General features: G+C 68.5%; 17 protein-coding genes. 10 read left to right on the top strand and 7 right to left on the bottom strand.

What is annotated here, in order from left to right; all coding sequences use genetic code 11:
• Positions 1–81 precede the first annotated feature (81 nt).
• Positions 82–1071: a heme o synthase gene (locus ABEU20_RS19310; protein ID WP_420165996.1), complete on the top strand. Its 990-nt coding sequence runs from the start codon at positions 82–84 to the stop codon at positions 1069–1071.
• Positions 1072–1137: 66 nt separating this feature from the next.
• On the opposite strand, the gene ABEU20_RS19305 is transcribed toward ABEU20_RS19310, so the two are convergent.
• Positions 1138–2103 (bottom strand): quinone oxidoreductase family protein, encoded by a 966-nt coding sequence (locus ABEU20_RS19305; RefSeq protein ID WP_420165995.1) that lies wholly within the window; start codon positions 2101–2103, stop codon positions 1138–1140.
• Positions 2104–2185: 82 nt separating this feature from the next.
• On the opposite strand from ABEU20_RS19305, the gene ABEU20_RS19300 reads away from it, so the two are divergent.
• On the top strand, positions 2186–2539 hold the full coding sequence (locus ABEU20_RS19300; RefSeq protein WP_420165994.1) for a hypothetical protein: 354 nt from the start codon (positions 2186–2188) through the stop codon (positions 2537–2539).
• A gap of 66 nt (positions 2540–2605) precedes the next feature.
• Here ABEU20_RS19300 and ABEU20_RS19295 read toward each other — a convergent pair whose 3' ends face one another.
• From ABEU20_RS19295 to mptB, 5 genes are all read right to left on the bottom strand, one after another.
• On the bottom strand, positions 2606–3580 hold the full coding sequence (locus ABEU20_RS19295) for a COX15/CtaA family protein (protein ID WP_420165993.1): 975 nt from the start codon (positions 3578–3580) through the stop codon (positions 2606–2608).
• A 74-nt stretch (positions 3581–3654) separates the two neighbouring features.
• Positions 3655–5241, bottom strand: a complete 1587-nt coding sequence (locus ABEU20_RS19290) for a hypothetical protein (protein ID WP_420165992.1) — start codon at positions 5239–5241, stop codon at positions 3655–3657.
• A gap of 68 nt (positions 5242–5309) precedes the next feature.
• Entirely contained in the window at positions 5310–6107 is a 798-nt protein-coding gene (locus ABEU20_RS19285; protein WP_420165991.1) for an ABC transporter permease, read from the bottom strand.
• Positions 6104–7057 carry an ABC transporter ATP-binding protein gene (locus ABEU20_RS19280; RefSeq protein ID WP_420166262.1) on the bottom strand — a complete coding sequence of 318 codons (954 nt, stop codon included), beginning with the start codon at positions 7055–7057 and terminating at the stop codon, positions 6104–6106. The genes ABEU20_RS19285 and ABEU20_RS19280 overlap by 4 nt, the downstream gene beginning before the upstream one ends.
• Before the next feature lie 30 nt (positions 7058–7087).
• Positions 7088–8773: a polyprenol phosphomannose-dependent alpha 1,6 mannosyltransferase MptB gene (mptB, locus tag ABEU20_RS19275; RefSeq protein ID WP_420165990.1), complete on the bottom strand. Its 1686-nt coding sequence runs from the start codon at positions 8771–8773 to the stop codon at positions 7088–7090.
• A gap of 159 nt (positions 8774–8932) precedes the next feature.
• Here mptB and ABEU20_RS19270 point away from each other — a divergent pair, with 159 nt between their 5' ends.
• The 8 genes from ABEU20_RS19270 to ABEU20_RS19235 are packed head-to-tail and all read left to right on the top strand — an operon-like array spanning position 8933 to position 15839.
• A complete protein-coding gene (locus ABEU20_RS19270; RefSeq protein WP_420166261.1) occupies positions 8933–9652 on the top strand; it encodes a helix-turn-helix transcriptional regulator in 720 nt (239 codons plus the stop codon).
• Positions 9653–9711: 59 nt separating this feature from the next.
• On the top strand, positions 9712–11157 hold the full coding sequence (gene sufB / locus ABEU20_RS19265) for a Fe-S cluster assembly protein SufB (RefSeq protein WP_420165989.1): 1446 nt from the start codon (positions 9712–9714) through the stop codon (positions 11155–11157).
• Positions 11157–12341, top strand: coding sequence for a Fe-S cluster assembly protein SufD (sufD, locus tag ABEU20_RS19260; protein WP_420165988.1), 1185 nt, complete (start codon positions 11157–11159; stop codon positions 12339–12341). The genes sufB and sufD overlap by 1 nt, the downstream gene beginning before the upstream one ends.
• A 51-nt stretch (positions 12342–12392) precedes the next feature.
• On the top strand, positions 12393–13166 hold the full coding sequence (gene sufC / locus ABEU20_RS19255) for a Fe-S cluster assembly ATPase SufC (RefSeq protein WP_420165987.1): 774 nt from the start codon (positions 12393–12395) through the stop codon (positions 13164–13166).
• A 4-nt stretch (positions 13167–13170) separates the two neighbouring features.
• On the top strand, positions 13171–14433 hold the full coding sequence (locus ABEU20_RS19250; protein ID WP_420165986.1) for a cysteine desulfurase: 1263 nt from the start codon (positions 13171–13173) through the stop codon (positions 14431–14433).
• 2 nt (positions 14434–14435) lie between these two features.
• Positions 14436–14924: a Fe-S cluster assembly sulfur transfer protein SufU gene (gene sufU, locus ABEU20_RS19245; protein WP_420165985.1), complete on the top strand. Its 489-nt coding sequence runs from the start codon at positions 14436–14438 to the stop codon at positions 14922–14924.
• Positions 14921–15325 (top strand): metal-sulfur cluster assembly factor, encoded by a 405-nt coding sequence (locus ABEU20_RS19240; RefSeq protein ID WP_420165984.1) that lies wholly within the window; start codon positions 14921–14923, stop codon positions 15323–15325. Before sufU ends, ABEU20_RS19240 begins: the two co-directional genes overlap by 4 nt.
• A 16-nt stretch (positions 15326–15341) precedes the next feature.
• Positions 15342–15839, top strand: a complete 498-nt coding sequence (locus ABEU20_RS19235; protein ID WP_420165983.1) for a DUF1990 domain-containing protein — start codon at positions 15342–15344, stop codon at positions 15837–15839.
• A 6-nt stretch (positions 15840–15845) separates the two neighbouring features.
• On the opposite strand, the gene ku is transcribed toward ABEU20_RS19235, so the two are convergent.
• The gene (gene ku / locus ABEU20_RS19230) at positions 15846–16685 is read right to left on the bottom strand and encodes a non-homologous end joining protein Ku (RefSeq protein WP_420165982.1); all 840 of its coding nucleotides are present in this window, start codon (positions 16683–16685) and stop codon (positions 15846–15848) included.
• Between the last annotated feature and the right edge of the window lie 186 nt (positions 16686–16871).

The raw sequence follows: 16871 nt of genomic DNA, 5'->3' as shown, positions 1-16871 counted from the left end.
TCAGGGGTTAGCGCCGTCTACCATCGTTTGTAGTAGTGAAGTAGTAAGCGAGGATGTAGTCGCGTGGGGCAAGGAGAAAGCGTGCGTACAGGGCATCGGCCGAGCGGACACGGCTTCGGCAGCCCCTCCGGCGCATCGGAATCGAAGGCTGCGCGGGACACCACCACGCTGTGGGGTCGGGTGACGTCGACGGTTCTGGCGTACATCGCGCTCACGAAGCCGCGCGTGATCGAGCTTCTGCTCGTCGCGACGATTCCAGCGATGCTGCTGGCGGACCGTGGACACATCGACCTGGTTCTCATCCTGAGCACGCTGTTCGGTGGCTGGATGGGCGCCGCGAGTGCCAACTCGCTGAACTGCGTCGTCGACGCGGATATCGACAAGGTGATGAAGCGCACAGCGCTGCGCCCCCTGGCCCGGCAGGCCGTGCCCACCCGGCACGCCTTCGTGTTCGGCATGACGCTCGGCGTCGCGTCGTTCGCGTGGCTGTGGTGGCGGGCGAACCTGCTCGCAGGCTTCCTCGTGGTCCTGACGATCGCCTTCTACGTGCTCGTGTACACGATGGTGCTCAAGCGCCGCACGTGGCAGAACGTGATCTGGGGTGGCGCGGCGGGCTGCATGCCGGTGATGGTCGGCTGGGCCGCGGTCACCGGATCGCTGAGCTGGGAGCCGGTGGTCCTGTTCCTGATCATCTTCTTCTGGACGCCGCCGCACACCTGGGCGCTCGCGATGCGCTACAAGGAGGACTACAAGGCCGCGGGCGTGCCGATGCTCCCGGTCATCGCGTCCGAGACCCACGTCACGAAGCAGATCGTGATCTACACCTGGGCCACGGTGCTCGCGTCGCTGGCCCTGGTCCCGGCCGCGGGCTGGATCTACGCGGTCGTCACGCTGCTGGCAGGCGCGTGGTTCCTGTTCGTCGCGCACCAGCTGTACAACAGCGTCCGCGGCGGTACCCCGATCAAGCCGCTCAAACTGTTCCTGCAGTCCAACAACTACCTCGCGGTGGTGTGCTGCGGTCTGGCCGTCGACTCGGTTCTCGGCTGGAACACGATCGCCGGCTACTTCTGACCCGGTACAGACGTCAGCACGAAGGGCCCGCTCGAACGAGCGGGCCCTTCGTCGTCAGTCGGTCGCCTACGGCACCAACACGATGGAACCGGTGGTCTTGCGGGCCTCGAGGTCGCGGTGCGCCTGCTCCGCCCGGTCCAGGGGATAGCTTCCGCCGACGCGCAGCTTCAGCGTGCCCGCCGCGATCGCGTCGAGCACCGCGCCCGCGCGCCACGACAGTTCCTCGCGGTCGTGCACGTAGTGGGCGAGCGTCGGCCTCGTTACGAACAGCGACCCTCCGGCGTTGAGCCGCTGCAGATCGAACGGCGGAACCGGTCCGCTGGCAGCGCCGAAGAGCACGAGCGTGCCGCGGATGCGCAGCGCATCGAGGCTCGCGTCGAACGTGTCCTTGCCGACGCCGTCGTAGACCGCCGCAACCCCCTCGCCGCCCGTGAGTTCACGGACCTTGTCGGCGAGCGCGTCGCCGTACCGCAGGACGCGCCAGGCGCCCGCCTCGCGGGACAGGGCCTCCTTCTCGTCCGTCGACACCGTCGTGATCACCTTGACGCCCTTGGCGGTCGCCATCTGCGTGAGCAGCAGACCGACACCGCCGGCACCGGCGTGGACGAGAACCGTCTCACCCGGGCGCGCCGGGTAGGCCGACTCGATGAGGTAGTGCGCGGTCATGCCCTGCAGCAGTGCCGATGCTGCCAGTTCGGGGGCGACCCCGTCCGGGACGTCCACGGCAGCCGATGCCGGGACGACGACCTTCTCGGCGTAGCCGCCGGCCGCGTCGGCCCACGCGACACGGTCGCCGACGCCGAACTCGGTGACGGCGGATCCGACCGCCACCACGACGCCGGTGCCCTCGTTACCGGGGACGTAGGGGAGTTCCGTGGGGTAGATCCCCGCGCGGATGTAGGTGTCGATGAAGTTGATGCCGATGGCGTCGGTGGCCACCAGGAGATCGTCCGGACCGGGCTGAGGGTCGGGGACCTCCGTCGGGGTCAGGACGTCGGGACCGCCGTTCTCGGAAACCACGATTGCACGCATGTTCTTGTTCTACACCGACCCTGCGGTCGCGTCGGCGGACGGTCGTGAGGGGTCGGCGGCTACCGCACAGTAGTCTGACCCCATGAGCACCGATACCCAGAGCACCGCTGCGGCCCCGGTCCTGCCCTCGGGCACGGTCGCCGCCATCCGGAAGTTCGTCTCCGAGCACGGTGGATCCGCGAGCGCGGTCATCCAGCCCGTCGGCCGTGCGGGCGTGCGGATCACGCTCGTCGGCGCCGACGGCATCCTCGGCGACCAGGTCGTCGACACCGTGGCGATCGCGAACGCCGTCGTCGCGTCGTTCGACGAGATCACCGTCTCCGAGTGGGACCGTGCGCTGACGAGCATCGTGACGCCGCGCAAGGGCCATTTCGCGAAGATGGCCGGCTGGGTCGCGCACCAGACGCGCTTCCCGAAGGCACGCAACGAGCGCTGACATACCGAGAAGGCCGGGATCCTGCGGTGCAGGGTCCCGGCCTTCGTCGTTCGTGGGTGCCGCCGGTCAGACGGGGGTGACCGCCTCGGCGTCGGTGCGGGTGTCGACCGGTACGCGAACCCGCCCGGCCGCGTAGAGGGCCGCGGTCGCGGCGGTGCAGGCACCGGCGAGCGCGACGTGGATGGTGACCAGTGCTGCCGGTACGTGCGTCCAGAACTGCACCAGGCCGACGCAGGCCTGCGCGACGACGAGCCCGACGACCACCTTGAGGCGCAGCTTCACCGCGGCGCTCGCACCCACGGCATACAGGGCGAAGCCCAGGCCGACGAGCAGAGCGAGATAGGCCACGAGCAACTCGGCGTGCAGGTGCACGAGGTTGGTGATGTCGAGGTCGAGGCGTTCGACCGTGCGCTCGGGGTTCTTGTCGCCCGCGTGGGGGCCGGCACCGGTCACCATCGTTCCGGCGACGAGGGTCCCGGACAACGCGACACCCGAGAGCGCGGTGAGCCAGCGCAACTGCTTGGGGAGGGTGATGACCTCGATGCCGTCGTCGGGCTGGTCGATCTTGTGGTACAGCATCACCGAGAGCCACACCATCGCCATCGACACGAGCAAGTGCAGCGCCACCGTCCACCACAGCAGCCCGGTGAGGACGGTGATGCCACCGAGAACCGCCTGCGCAACGGTCGACAGCGGCATCAGCCACGCGTAGGTGAGCACTTCACGACGTCGTCCCGCGCGGGTCACCGCCAGCACCACGGCCGCCGCGGTCGCCACCACCAGGAACGTCAGCAGCCGGTTACCGAACTCGATCGACTGGTGGAACCAGGGCGCGGTGGAGTCCCCGGTCGGGATGAAGCTGCCGGGATAGCACTGGGGCCACGTGGTGCAGCCGAGGCCGGACGCCGTCACGCGGACCACCGATCCGGTGACGGCGATGCCGCCCTGCGTCACGATCACCGCGATCGCGATCCACTTCTGGACCGCGAGCGACGGCAGCGGTAGACGGTTGACCAGGTTTACGAACCCGCGATACAGCACGCCCCGATGGTAGAGGGCGATCCACTACGAGGTGTAGTTGGCCCCGGTTCGTTCGGTGTGACATTCGGCGCAGGTCACGACCCCGACGACCCCGCCGAGCCGCTCGAGCCACCGCTTCCGGGATCGACGGACACGATTCCCGAGATCGTCCCCTGCATGTACCGGCCGTCCTCGGTGATGAGTGCCGACATCTGCAAGGTGTCGCCGAGCAGGGTGCCGGTGACGGTCTTCGTGGTCTTCACCGCGCCCGTCTCGGGGTCGAGGACGGCGTACGCGAAGCCGTCGAGCGGGGTCGTCGTGTCGAGTCCCTGGCGGACCATCGTGTAGATGTTGCCGTCGGCCGTGGACAGGTGCGGGACCGCGGAACTGCGGACCTGGTTCTGCCACTTGGTCTCGCAGCCCAGGCCGTCCTCGTCGACGTCCACGCGGGTCATGCCGCCGCGGAACGGGGCCGAAGCCGGTACGGCCTCGCCGACGCCGGCCGGCACCGTCGGGTACGGGTAACCGTAGGTGCTCGCGACGAACACCGACCGTCCGATGCCGATGGGGGAGTTCTCGCTGCCGCTGCCCGAACCGGTGCTGCCGCCGACACTGCCGGACAGGCTGCCACCCGAGCCGCCGGTGCTTCCGCCGCTGCCGGACAGGCTGCCGTTGTCCTCGGCCGGCGGCAGCACCGGTTCCTTGCAGACCTCGACACCGTCGGCGGAGCGGTACACCAGCAGATTCACCTGGCCGTCGGCGTTGTCGACGATCGTCAGGTACTCGGAGCCGGTGACGGGACCGAAGTAGGTGGGCGTGGAGCCGGTGCCCCAGCTCAGCTGCCCGGGCTTGCGCGCCGAGCCGCGGTCGTACGCCTGGCGCCACTCGACCACCGGCTGCGCGTCCGGCCCGGCGCTCAACTGATAGGTCGCGTGCGTCGTGGCCACTGCGGTCCCGCCCTCCGAGGTCGAGATGCTGTTCTGCACCTGCTCGCCCTCCGGCAACGAGATGGTCCGGGCGACACCGGCGGAATCGACGGTGCCGACGATGCCGCCGCCCGTCGCGAACCACACGTTGCCCGCCCAGTCGGGGGCGAGGCCGGTGACGTTGTCGTCGTCCGGGATCGCCGAGGTCAGGTCGACGCTCGTGTCGACGGCCAGCTGCCACTTCCCGTCCACCTGTGTGTGCCCGATTCGCAGCAGGTGCCGTGAGCCGTCCACCACGACGAGGCGATCGTCCGCGTCGAGGTAGGCGTACACGCCGCCGAGCAGGCTGCCCTTGGTGAGCTGGAGTTGGGCGAGCGTGCCGCCGACCGGGAACGTCGACGCCTCCGGATCCAGCAGATGCACCGTCGGGTTCTGGCCGATCATCGTGGTGCACAGTGCGACGACCAGGCGGTCCGAGCCCTGCAGCAACGTCGGGCAGGCCGATGCCAGGGGGTACTGGGCGATCGAGACGTCACCGGTGCCGGGGCCGGCCAGTGCGGTGGCGTCGGAGGATCCGGCGTCGCCGTGCATGGTCGAGGTCCCGTCCGGTCCCAGGTACGGGTTGGCGGGCGCGAGGGGCCCCCACAGCGGGGCGGCATCGGCCGTCAGCGGGGCGATCGCCAGCGCGAGTGCGCCGCACGCCGCGATCGAGGTTCGGCGGAGTCCGATCATCAAGGAGTGGGTCACGCCGGTCATTGTCGATCCGAACGGTCTGCTCCGGGAAGGGTTTTGCCGGACACGCGCCGAATGCACGAATACTCGTGTCAGACGAACTTGAACGTCCTGGTCGCGACGAAACCGGTGACCGCCGCCCACACCGCGAGGATCCCGACGCACGCGAGGTTGATGCTCCCCGCGGTGGCGTCCTCGAGGGCCTGCGCCAGCGCCCCCGACGGCACGATCTGGGCGGCGATCCGAACGCCGTCGTTGATCTGGTCGGCGAAGATGACGCTGCCGATGCCGGCCATCGCGAACCACAGGATGTTCGCGAGCGCCAGCACGATCTCGGCGCGTAGCGATCCGCCCAGCAGCAGTCCCATGCAGGCGAACGTCACGGTGCCGAGGGCGATCACGACGGCGCCGAGGACCAGGCCGAGCACGCTCGGACGCCAGCCGAGCGCGAAGCCGATCGCGCCGAGCAGCAGCGTCTGCATGGCGACGACGATCACCACCGCCGCGCTCTTGCCCGCGATGATGCCCCACCTGGGCAACGGGGTGGCTCCGAGGCGTTTGAGCGCCCCGTAGCGGCGGTCGAAGCCGACGGCGATGGCCTGCCCGGTGAACGCGGTCGACATGATCGCGACCATCATCACGGCGGGGACGATCGTGTCGACGCGGTCGCTGCCGAAGTCGCCGATCGGCAGCAGCGTCAGGCCGATCAGCAGCGTGATCGGGATCAGCATGGTGATCAGCAGCTGCTCGCCGTTGCGGAGCAGCAGCGTCAGTTCGAGCTTGGTCTGCGAGGCCAGCATCCGGGCCGGCGGCGCCGGCTGCGGGTGGGGGGCGAACGTGCCGGCGGCGAAGCGGTTGTCGGCCAGGCGTTCGTGGTTGGTCACGCTCATCCCCTCAGATCCCGTCCCGTGAGTTCGAGGAAGACGTCCTCGAGGCGACGCTGGTCGACCCGCAGCTCGGTGGCCAGCGCGTCCTGTCCCGCGCACCACGACGTGACCGCCGCGACCACGTGCGGATCGATCGCGCCGCGCACGACGTAGTCGCCGGGCGAGACCTCCTGTGCCTGGAAGTCGGCCGGCAGCACGGCATGCAGCGGGGCCAGATCGAGGCCGGGCGGGGCGACGAGACTCAGCAGACCCTCGGCTCCGGTGCGGGTCACCTCCGACGGCGTCCCGGACGCGACGATCCGGCCGTGGTCGATGATGACCAGTTCGTCGGCGAGTTCCTCGGCCTCGTCCATGAGATGGGTCGTCAGCAGCACGCTGACGCCGTCGCGGCGCAGCGCGTCGATGAGCTCCCACACGAGCAGTCGGGCCTGGGCGTCCAGGCCGGCCGTCGGCTCGTCGAGGAACACCAGTTCGGGTCGTCCGACGAGGGCGCACGCGAGCGCGAGGCGCTGCTGCTGCCCACCGGACAGCCGGCGATACGGGGTGCGCCGGGCGTCCTGCAGTCCGAGGCTGCGCAGCAGCCAGTCGGGATCGAGCGGGTTCGCGGAGTACGACGCGACGAGGTCGAGCATCTCGCCCGCCTTCGATCCGGGATACGCGCCGCCGCCCTGCAGCATGACGCCGATGCGCGGACGCAGTGCGGCCGAATCGGCGATGGGGTCGAGCCCCAGCACCCGCACGGAACCGGCGTCGGGTGTGACGAAGCCCTCACACATCTCCACCGTCGTGGTCTTGCCCGCGCCGTTCGGCCCGAGCAGCGCGAGCACCTGGGCGGGTTCGACTCGGAAGTCCAGCCCGTCGACGGCCCGGACCTCGCCGAACGTCTTGACGACGCCCTCGAGGCGCACGGCGGGCTCGCCCTTCTTCGACGCCGTCTCCGACGCTCTGCCAATCACGATGATCCAGCGTAAGCCCCGGCCCGATCAGACCGGTGCGGTGGTCTGCTGCGCATGCCACGGCAGCAGGTGTCGGGTGAGGAAGATGATGGCCAGGCATGCGAGCGCCGTGGCGATCGCGGCCTGGACGATCATGAACGGCTGGTACTCGGCGCCGTTGGGCATCAGGATGATGCTGACGACCGACGAGAACGCGATCGTCGGGACGCGGAACACCGGTCTGGTGGCCCATGCCGCCAGCGGGATCACCGCCCACAGCAGGTACCACGGTTGGACGACCGGGAACAGCAGGACGATGGCGCCGAGGGAGACGCCCAGCGCGCCGACCGGATGGATCCGCCCGACGAGCACGGCGACCAGCATGCGCAGTGTGATGAAGGCGGCGACGAGCGAGGCGATCGGCCGGGTGAGGCTGAGCACGGCAGTGGTGTGGTCGCCGAGTCCGAGTAGCACGCCGACCAGTCCGCTTCCCAGCCCCAACAGGGTCGGGATGGACATCCAACTGCGCACTTCCGTCGCGGTGCCCAGGGTTTGCGTCCAGCCCATGCCGAGGCCACTGGCGACGCTGACGAACACGGTCACTCCGATAGCGACCACGCCCAGCAGTGCAGCGGCCGATGCGAGCGCCTTCAGGTTCGCACCCCACCTCCGCGCCAGGGCCATGCCCACGAAACCGAGCGCGAGCAGGGACGGGATCTTGATCGTCGACGACAGCGCGATCAGCGTGGCGCCGGCGACCAGGAGGAGCAGCACCCGCCCCCGAATCGGGTCCGTGCCCTCGACGGCGCGCAACGCCAGCTCGACTCCGGCGAGCATGAGGCCGATCATCAGGGCCTCGTTGTGGATGCCGGCGACCAGATGGAACATCACGAGCGGGTTCGCCGCGCCGAGCCAGAGTGCGCTCACACTGGACACCCCGCAGCGGCGCGCGAGTCGGGGCAGCGCCCACACGATCATCGCGACGCCCGCGAGTGCCAGGAGACGGTGCAGGAAGATGCCCGCCACGATGTTGTCCCCGGTGATCGCGGTGATGCCGCGGCCCATCCAGAGGAACAAGGGACCGTACGGTGCCGGGGTCTCGCGCCAGATGTTCGGGACCGTGCGGGTGAGGACATGGTCGACGCCGAGGGCACCGGCCGGGCCGATCTCGTACGGATCGAGTCCACGGGCGGTGATCTCGCTCTGCGCCAGGTAGGAGTAGACGTCCCTGCTGAACATCGGCGGCGCCACCGTGAGGGGAATCACCCACAGGAGCAGCGTGCGGTCGAGTTGTGATCGGCTGAGCTGGCGGATCGCGCGCCCGCCGCGCATGCTCCCGACCGCGAACCGGCCGAGCAGCAGCCAGGCGAGCACGACCATCACGGTGCCGGTCATCGCCATGCTCAGCGTCGCACTCGGCATGCGGGCGGGAAGCCCGAGGATGCGAAGGCCCTGGACGGGGTTCTGCAGAACCGGTTGCGCGCCGGCGCCGAGTGCGCCGACGGCCATGAGTACCGCACCGGTGGCACCGAAGAGGCGGATCCAGTGCAGCTGACGCGTTTCGCGCCCGTCGAGTCCGGGGGCCTCGGGCTCGTCGCCGTGCAGTCGGTCCGATACCGAGGGGCGGTGGGAGCGTCCTTCGACGCCGAGCGCACGCTTGGCGAAGGTGGCGGTTCTCGCGGCCCGAGACGGGGCCGGGGCTTCCGACTCGTGTTCCATCTCGGTCTGCGGCACAGGGTGCAGCGTAGCGGGGCGAACGATGTGCTCCGGCCGGGGTTGCGGGACCGGGCTCCGGATCGGGTGTGGTCGGGATCACGCAGGTAACCCTTCGTGGACCTGTGCGCCTAATTCCGTCACACTGGTGTTGTGAAATCGGAAGCGGCTCGACGCGTGATGGGAGAAAGTGCAGGTCATGTGCCTGCACCGGCCCCCGGTGGTGCGCCGCTGCCCGTGACCGGCGCGCACGAAGGCCATACCCGCGCCGCCGTGGTGCAGTTGTTGGTCGAGGAGGGGCCGATTTCGGCCACCGACATCGGTGCGCGTCTCGGCCTCAGCGCAGCCGGCGTCCGCCGCCATCTCGATGTGCTCATCGAGGCGGGGGAGGCGCAGGAGGCGAGCGCCGCCAGCTGGCGGCAACGCGGGCGAGGCCGCCCGGCGAAACTGTTCCAGATCACCGCGGCGGGGCGAGGCAAGCTCGGTCATACGTACGACGACCTTGCGGGCGCGGCGATGCGGCAGTTGCGCGAGATCGGTGGCGACGCAGCCATCGAAGACTTCGCTCGGCGCCGGGTGCAGTCGATCGTCGGGCAGGTGTCGCCGGTGGTGGAGGACAGGCCCGAGGAGGTCGAGTCCACTGCGGAGGAGATTGCGGAGGCGTTCACGTCGGCGGGATTCGCGGCCTCGATCCGCCCGGTCGGCAACGGCGTGCAGATCTGCCAGCACCACTGTCCGATCTCGCACGTCGCGGAGGAGTTCCCCGAACTCTGCGAAGCGGAGCGGGCCGCCTTCGCGGAACTGCTCGGCACCCACGTCCAGCAGTTGGCGACCATCGCGAACGGCGACTGCGCCTGCACCACCCACGTTCCTCTCGCTTCACCCCGAAAGACCTCATAGATGTTCTCTCCGGTGGACAGCTCACACCGGTACGTAACAAGACTCCGGAAGGAGCTCGCATGACCGTCACACCAGACCAGGTGACACCCGAGGCGCCACTCACGCAGGAAGAAGCGATCGCGTCGCTGGGCCACTACGGCTACGGCTGGTCGGACTCCGACGTTGCCGGTGCCAGCGCGCAACGAGGGCTGTCCGAGGCAGTCGTGCGGGACATCTCCGCGAAGAAGAACGAACCCGAGTGGATGCTCGACATCCGGCTCAAGGCGCTGCGCACCTTCGACAAGAAGCCGATGCCGCACTGGGGTTCCAACCTCGACGGCATCGACTTCGACAACATCAAGTACTTCGTGCGCTCGAGCGAGAAGCAGGCCGAGAGCTGGGAAGACCTGCCCGAGGACATCAAGAACACGTACGACAAGCTGGGCATCCCCGAGGCGGAGAAGCAGCGCTTGGTCGCCGGTGTCGCGGCGCAGTACGAGTCCGAGGTCGTCTACCACTCGATCCGTGAGGATCTCGAGGCGCAGGGCGTCATCTTCCTGGACACCGACACCGGTCTGCGCGAGCACCCGGAGATCTTCCAGGAGTACTTCGGTTCGGTCATTCCGGCCGGCGACAACAAGTTCTCCGCGCTGAACACCGCCGTCTGGTCCGGCGGATCGTTCATCTACGTGCCGCCGGGTGTGAAGGTCGACATCCCGCTGCAGGCCTACTTCCGGATCAACACCGAGAACATGGGTCAGTTCGAGCGGACGCTGATCATCGTCGACGAGGGCGCCTCGGTGCACTACGTCGAGGGCTGCACCGCCCCGATCTACAAGTCCGACTCGCTGCACTCCGCGGTGGTCGAGATCATCGTCAAGAAGGGCGGCCACTGCCGCTACACGACGATCCAGAACTGGTCGAACAACGTCTACAACCTGGTGACCAAGCGCACCAAGGTCGAGGCGGGCGGTTCGATGGAGTGGATCGACGGCAACATCGGCTCCAAGGTCACCATGAAGTACCCGGCCGTGTGGATGATGGGCGAGCACGCCCGCGGTGAGGTTCTCTCCGTCGCGTTCGCCGGCGAGGGCCAGCACCAGGACACCGGCGCGAAGATGCTGCACCTGGCGCCGCACACGTCGTCGACCATCGTGTCGAAGTCGGTGGCCCGCGGTGGCGGCCGTGCGTCGTACCGCGGCCTGGTGCAGGTCAACAAGGGCGCTCACGGGTCGAAGGCGACCGTCAAGTGTGATGCCCTGCTGGTCGACCAGATCAGCCGCTCCGACACCTACCCGTACGTCGACGTCCGCGAGGACGACGTCACGATGGGCCACGAGGCCACGGTGTCGAAGGTCAGCGACGACCAGTTGTTCTACCTCATGAGCCGCGGTCTGACCGAGGACGAGGCCATGGCCATGGTGGTGCGCGGGTTCGTCGAGCCCATCGCCAAGGAGCTGCCGATGGAGTACGCCCTCGAGCTCAACCGCCTGATCGAACTGCAGATGGAAGGGGCGGTGGGCTAGTGAGCACCCCCGTGACGGGAGTACAGGGCGCGGCGGCCGGCGAGAACGCCGCCCCCGCAACCAACAAGGGCGAGGTCTTCACCTCGTTCGACGTGAACGCGTTCGAGGTGCCCTCGGGCCGCGACGAGGCGTGGCGCTTCACGCCGCTGCGTCGACTGCGCGGCCTGCACGACGGCACTGCCGTCGCGTCCGGCACCGCGACCGTGGACGTCGTCGGTGACGTCTCCGTCGAGACCGTCGGCCGCGACGACGCGCGTCTCGGACAGGGCGGCGTCCCGTTCGACCGTGTCGCCGCACAGGCGTACTCGTCGTTCGAGACCGCGACCGTCGTGACCGTCGGCCGCGAGACCGAGGTCGCCGCACCGGTGCACATCACCGTCACCGGCCCCGGTGAGGGCAAGGTGGCGTTCGGGCACCTGCAGATTCGGCTCGAGGAGTTCGCGAAGGCGACGATCGTGCTCGATCAGAAGGGCAGCGGAACGTACGCGGAGAACGTCGAGTTCGTGCTGGGTGACAGCGCGTCGCTGACGATCGTCGCGGTCCAGGACTGGGCCGACGACGCCGTCCACACCGCCGCGCACCACGCCCTCGTCGGCCGCGACGCGGTGCTGAGGCACACGTCGGTGAGCCTCGGCGGCGACCTGGTGCGCATCACCCCGACGGTCAAGTACGCGGGCCCGGGCGGCGACGCCGAGATGCTCGGCCTGTACTTCGCCGACGCCGGCCAGCACTTCGAGCAGCGTCTGCTCGTCGACCATTCGCAGCCGCACTGCAAGTCCAATGTCGTGTACAAGGGTGCGCTGCAGGGTGATCCGAACTCCGGCAAGCCGGACGCGCACACCGTGTGGATCGGCGACGTGCTGATCCGGGCCGCGGCGGAGGGCACCGACACGTTCGAGCTCAACCGCAACCTGGTGCTCACCGACGGCGCCCGTGCCGACTCGGTGCCGAACCTCGAGATCGAGACCGGCGAGATCGTCGGTGCCGGACACGCCAGCGCCACCGGACGATTCGACGATGAGCAGCTGTTCTACCTGCGCGCGCGGGGCATTCCCGAGGAGCAGGCCATGCGGCTGGTCGTGCGTGGTTTCTTCCACGAGATCATCAACCGCATCGCGGTTCCCGAGGTGCGCGAGCGTCTCGAGGCCGCTGTCGAGGCCGAGCTGGCCGCGGTCGGCGCCTGATCCGGTCCGCCACCTTCCCGATACTTCGCCGATACCCGTATAGGAAATCGAATGTCTACGCTTGAAATTCGCGACCTGCACGTCAACGTCGCAAACTCGGACGAGAACGCCGAGTCGATCAACATCCTCAAGGGTGTGAACCTGACCGTCCGTTCGGGCGAGACCCACGCCATCATGGGCCCCAACGGCTCGGGCAAGTCGACGCTGTCGTACGCGATCGCCGGCCACCCCAAGTACGAGGTGACCTCCGGCACCATCACCCTCGACGGCGAGAACGTCCTGGAGATGAGCGTCGACGAGCGCGCCCGTGCCGGTCTGTTCCTGGCGATGCAGTACCCGGTCGAGGTGCCCGGCGTCTCGATGTCGAACTTCCTGCGTACCGCGGCCACCTCGGTCCGTGGCGAGGCCCCCAAGCTGCGCCACTGGGTCAAGGAGGTCAAGGAGGCGATGAGCGAGCTGGAGATCGATCCGACCTTCGGTGAGCGCAGCGTCAACGAGGGCTTCTCCGGCGGCGAGAAGAAGCGCCACGAGATCCTCCAGCTGGGCCTGCTCAAGCCGAAGATCGCGATCCTCGACGAGACCGACTCGGGCCTCGACGTCGACGCGCTGCGCGTGGTGTCCGAGGGTGTCAACCGGTACAAGGAGCGCGAGGACGGCGGCGTGCTGCTGATCACGCACTACACCCGCATCCTGCGCTACATCCAGCCGGAGTTCGTGCACGTGTTCGTGAACGGCCGGATCGTCGAGTCCGGTGGCGCCGAGCTCGCCGACGAGCTCGAGGCCAACGGCTACGTGCGTTTCACCCAGGCCGGGGCGGGAGCGTAGTCCGATGACCACCACGGCGGCTGCGCTGGACGTCACCAGGATCCGGGCGGACTTCCCGATCCTGGGGCGGACCGTGCGCGACGGAAAGCCCTTGGTGTATCTGGATTCGGGTGCCACCTCGCAGCGTCCGGTACAGGTACTGGACGCCGAACGGGAGTTCCTGACCACGTGCAACGCCGCGGTGCACCGCGGTGCGCATCAGCTGGCCGAGGAAGCCACCGATGCGTACGAGGGTGCGCGCGCCGCGATCGCGGCGTTCGTCGGTGCCGACCCGGACGAGCTGGTGTTCACCAAGAACGCCACCGAGTCGCTGAACCTCGTCGCCTACGTGTTCGGCGACGACCGCTTCGACAAGGTCGTCGGCCCCGGTGACGAGATCGTCGTCACCGAACTCGAGCACCACGCGAATCTCGTTCCGTGGCAGGAGCTTGCGCGTCGTACGGGTGCCACGCTGCGCTGGTACGGCATCACCGACGACGGCCGCATCGATCTCGATTCGCTCGAGCTGACCGACAAGGTCAAGGTCGTCGCGTTCACGCACCAGTCCAACGTGACGGGCGCGATCTCGCCGGTCACCGAACTGGTCCGCCGCGCGCAGGCCGTCGGCGCGGTCACCGTGCTCGACGCGTGCCAGTCGGTGCCGCATCTTGCGGTCGACTTCCGTTCCCTCGGTGTCGATTACGCGGCGTTCTCGGGGCACAAGATGCTCGGCCCGTCCGGGGTCGGCGTGCTCTACGGACGTCGCGAGCTGCTGGCGTCGATGCCGCCGTTCATCACGGGCGGCTCGATGATCGAGACCGTCACGATGGAGGGCAGCACGTATGCGGCGCCGCCGCAGCGGTTCGAGGCCGGTGTTCCGATGACCTCTCAGGTCGTCGGGCTCGGCGCTGCCGTGAAGTACCTTCAGGACATCGGGATGGACGCTGTCGCGCAGCACGAGCACCTGCTCGTCACCGCGGCGCTCGAGGGTCTCGCCGGTATCGACGGTGTGCGGATCGTCGGCCCCACCGACGGCATCGACCGCGGTTCGGCGGTCTCGTTCCTCGTCGACGGGATCCATGCCCACGATCTGGGGCAGGTCCTCGACGACGACGGCGTGGCCGTGCGGGTGGGCCACCACTGCGCGTGGCCGATGCACCAGCGGTTCGGCATCGCCGCCACCGCGCGGGCATCGTTCGCGCTGTACAACACCCTCGACGAAGTGGACGCGCTGATCGCCGGCATCCGGCGCGCGCAGGACTTCTTCGGTGTGAGTGGAGGTAACTAAACGTGCGCCTGGAGCAGATGTACCAGGAAGTGATCCTGGACCACTACAAGCACCCGCACGGGCGCGGACTGCGCGACCCGTTCGGTGCCGAGGTGCATCACGTCAACCCGACGTGCGGTGACGAGATCACGTTGCGCGCGCACCTCACCGAGGGCGACGACGGCCGTCCGGTGGTCGCCGACATCTCGTACGACGGCCAGGGATGCTCGATCAGCCAGGCGTCGACGTCGGTGCTGTTCGACCAGATCGTCGGCATGCCGCTCGACGAGGCGCTGCGCACGGTCGACGCGTTCAACGAGATGGTCGGCAGTCGCGGCACGATCGAGGGGGACGAGGACGTCCTCGGCGACGGCATCGCCTTCAGCGGTGTGTCGAAGTACCCGGCGCGTGTGAAGTGCGCGTTGCTGGGATGGATGGCTTTCAAGGACGCCGTTGTTCGAATAGTCGACGACGAGAACGACCTGGCTCGAACCGGAGGACAGACATCATGACGGACACCCAGGCCGAGCAGGCCCAGACCGAGACACCCGCGACGGAGCCCGCCGCCGAGTACGGTGCGACGCTCACCCCGGAGCGCCTCGACGAGCTCGAGGAGGCGATGCGCGACGTCGTCGACCCCGAGCTCGGCATCAACGTCGTCGACCTCGGTCTGGTCTACGACTTCAAGGAGATCGACGAGAACGGCATCGACATCGTTCAACTCGACATGACGCTGACCTCGGCGGCGTGCCCACTGACCGACGTCATCGAGGAGCAGTCCAAGCGGGCCCTGGTCAACAGCAGCCTGTGCGACGAGCTCCGGATCAACTGGGTGTGGATGCCGCCGTGGGGCCCGGACAAGATCACCGAGGACGGTCGCGAGCAGTTGCGCGCCCTCGGGTTCACGGTCTAGCCGAAGGCCCTGCCCGGTGGGCGGCGAGCTGACCTACGACGAGGTCGGTGCGACCGCCGGAGAGCTGCCGGCGGGATACCGCCACATCCGGAAGTCGTCGCGACTCGGACGCGGCGAGGACACGTTCCTCGCCGCGTCCGACGCGTTGATGCGCTGGGACGTCCACCGTCGTGCGGGACTGCGAGTCGAGGCCGATGCGGACACGGCGGCGCCGGGGACCACGGTCGTGTTGCGGTGGTTCGGGTTCACGATTCCGTGCCGGGTCGTCTACGTGATCGACGAACCCCACCGTCGCGGTTTCGCGTACGGCACCCTGCCGGGGCATCCCGAGTCCGGGGAGGAGCGGTTCTGCGTCGAACGCGACGCCGACGGCGAGGTCCGGGCGACGATCACGGTGTTCTCCCGACCGGGGCGGTGGTTCACGCGAGTGGGTGATCCGGTGGCGCGCGTCGTACAGAGCGTGATGACCGGGCGCTACCTGCGGTCCTTCATCGCGCGACCGTCCCGCGGGTAGCGCAACTCAGGCTCGTTTCCGGCGCGCGGGCGCCTTCTTCTTCGCCGGTGCGGGTTTGACCTCCTCGCCGGCGGCCTCGAGACTGCGCTGCAACGCCGCCACCAGATCGACCACCTCGGCGTCCTCGCCGCCCTCGGTGCGTTCGGCGGCGGGGATCACCTTCTTGCCACCGCTGGCGATGGCGTCGTCGAGCAGTTGCCGCAGCTGGATCTGGTAGTCGTCGGTGAACTCCGTGGGATCGAAGTCCTCGGCCATGCTCTCGACGAGGGTGCCGGCCATCTTCAGTTCCCTGGCCTTCGGTTCCTCGACGTCGTCGAGCGAGGGGAATTCCGCTGCGCGCACCTCGTCCGGCCACAGCAGCGTCTGGATCACCAGCACGCCGTCGCGCTCGCGCAGCGCGGCCAGTCGGGTCTTCTGGCGCAGCGTGAAGTGCACCAGGGCCGTGCGATCGGCCTGCTCGAGCGTCTTCGCCAGCAGGACGTACGCCTTGGGGGACGACGAGTCCGGTTCGAGGTAGTAGCTCTTCTCGAACAGGATCGGATCGATCTGGTCCGTCGGCACGAACTGCAGCACGGGGATCTCGTGCTTCTCCGCCGCGGGAAGCTTCTCGAAGTCCTCGTCGGTGAGGATGACCCGGTCACCCTCGTCGGAGTCGTAGGCCTTGTCGATGTCGGCGAACTGCACCGTCTGGCCACACTCGCTGCAGACGCGGTTGTACTTGATCCGACCGCCGTCCTTCGCGTGGACCTGGTGGAACCGGATGTCGTGGTCCTCCGTGGCGGAGTACACCTTGACCGGCACGTTGACCAGCCCGAACGCGATGGAACCCTTCCAGATTGACCGCATGCCCCCACTATTGCCGAGTTTGCAGCGTCGCGCGCGGTACGCGGCGGAGATCATCACCATCTCGAGATATTTGCCGCGCCGGGCTCACGGTCCGCGTCGCCCGGATGACGTCAGGGCAACCGCGCGGCATCTCCGGCGAACGGCCGACGAACGATGGGACAACACTTGCGACAAAGGGGCGACAAT

It is taken from the genome of Rhodococcus parequi, from assembly GCF_046042785.1.
Taxonomy (GTDB): Bacteria; Actinomycetota; Actinomycetes; order Mycobacteriales; family Mycobacteriaceae; genus Prescottella; species Prescottella parequi.
This window is presented reverse-complemented; position numbering and strand designations above follow the sequence as displayed.

Bases quoted from the DNA above. Each gene is read 5' to 3' on its own strand.
- sufB (WP_420165989.1), top strand. From the start codon at position 9,712: ATGACCGTCACACCAGACCAGGTGACACCCGAGGCGCCACTCACGCAG.
- ABEU20_RS19285 (WP_420165991.1), bottom strand. From the start codon at position 6,107: ATGAGCGTGACCAACCACGAACGCCTGGCCGACAACCGCTTCGCCGCC.
- ABEU20_RS19240 (WP_420165984.1), top strand. From the start codon at position 14,921: ATGACGGACACCCAGGCCGAGCAGGCCCAGACCGAGACACCCGCGACG.
- ABEU20_RS19270 (WP_420166261.1), top strand. From the start codon at position 8,933: ATGGGAGAAAGTGCAGGTCATGTGCCTGCACCGGCCCCCGGTGGTGCG.
- ABEU20_RS19290 (WP_420165992.1), bottom strand. From the start codon at position 5,241: ATGACCGGCGTGACCCACTCCTTGATGATCGGACTCCGCCGAACCTCG.
- ABEU20_RS19250 (WP_420165986.1), top strand. From the start codon at position 13,171: ATGACCACCACGGCGGCTGCGCTGGACGTCACCAGGATCCGGGCGGAC.
- sufC (WP_420165987.1), top strand. From the start codon at position 12,393: ATGTCTACGCTTGAAATTCGCGACCTGCACGTCAACGTCGCAAACTCG.
- ABEU20_RS19305 (WP_420165995.1), bottom strand. From the start codon at position 2,103: ATGCGTGCAATCGTGGTTTCCGAGAACGGCGGTCCCGACGTCCTGACC.
- ku (WP_420165982.1), bottom strand. From the start codon at position 16,685: ATGCGGTCAATCTGGAAGGGTTCCATCGCGTTCGGGCTGGTCAACGTG.
- ABEU20_RS19300 (WP_420165994.1), top strand. From the start codon at position 2,186: ATGAGCACCGATACCCAGAGCACCGCTGCGGCCCCGGTCCTGCCCTCG.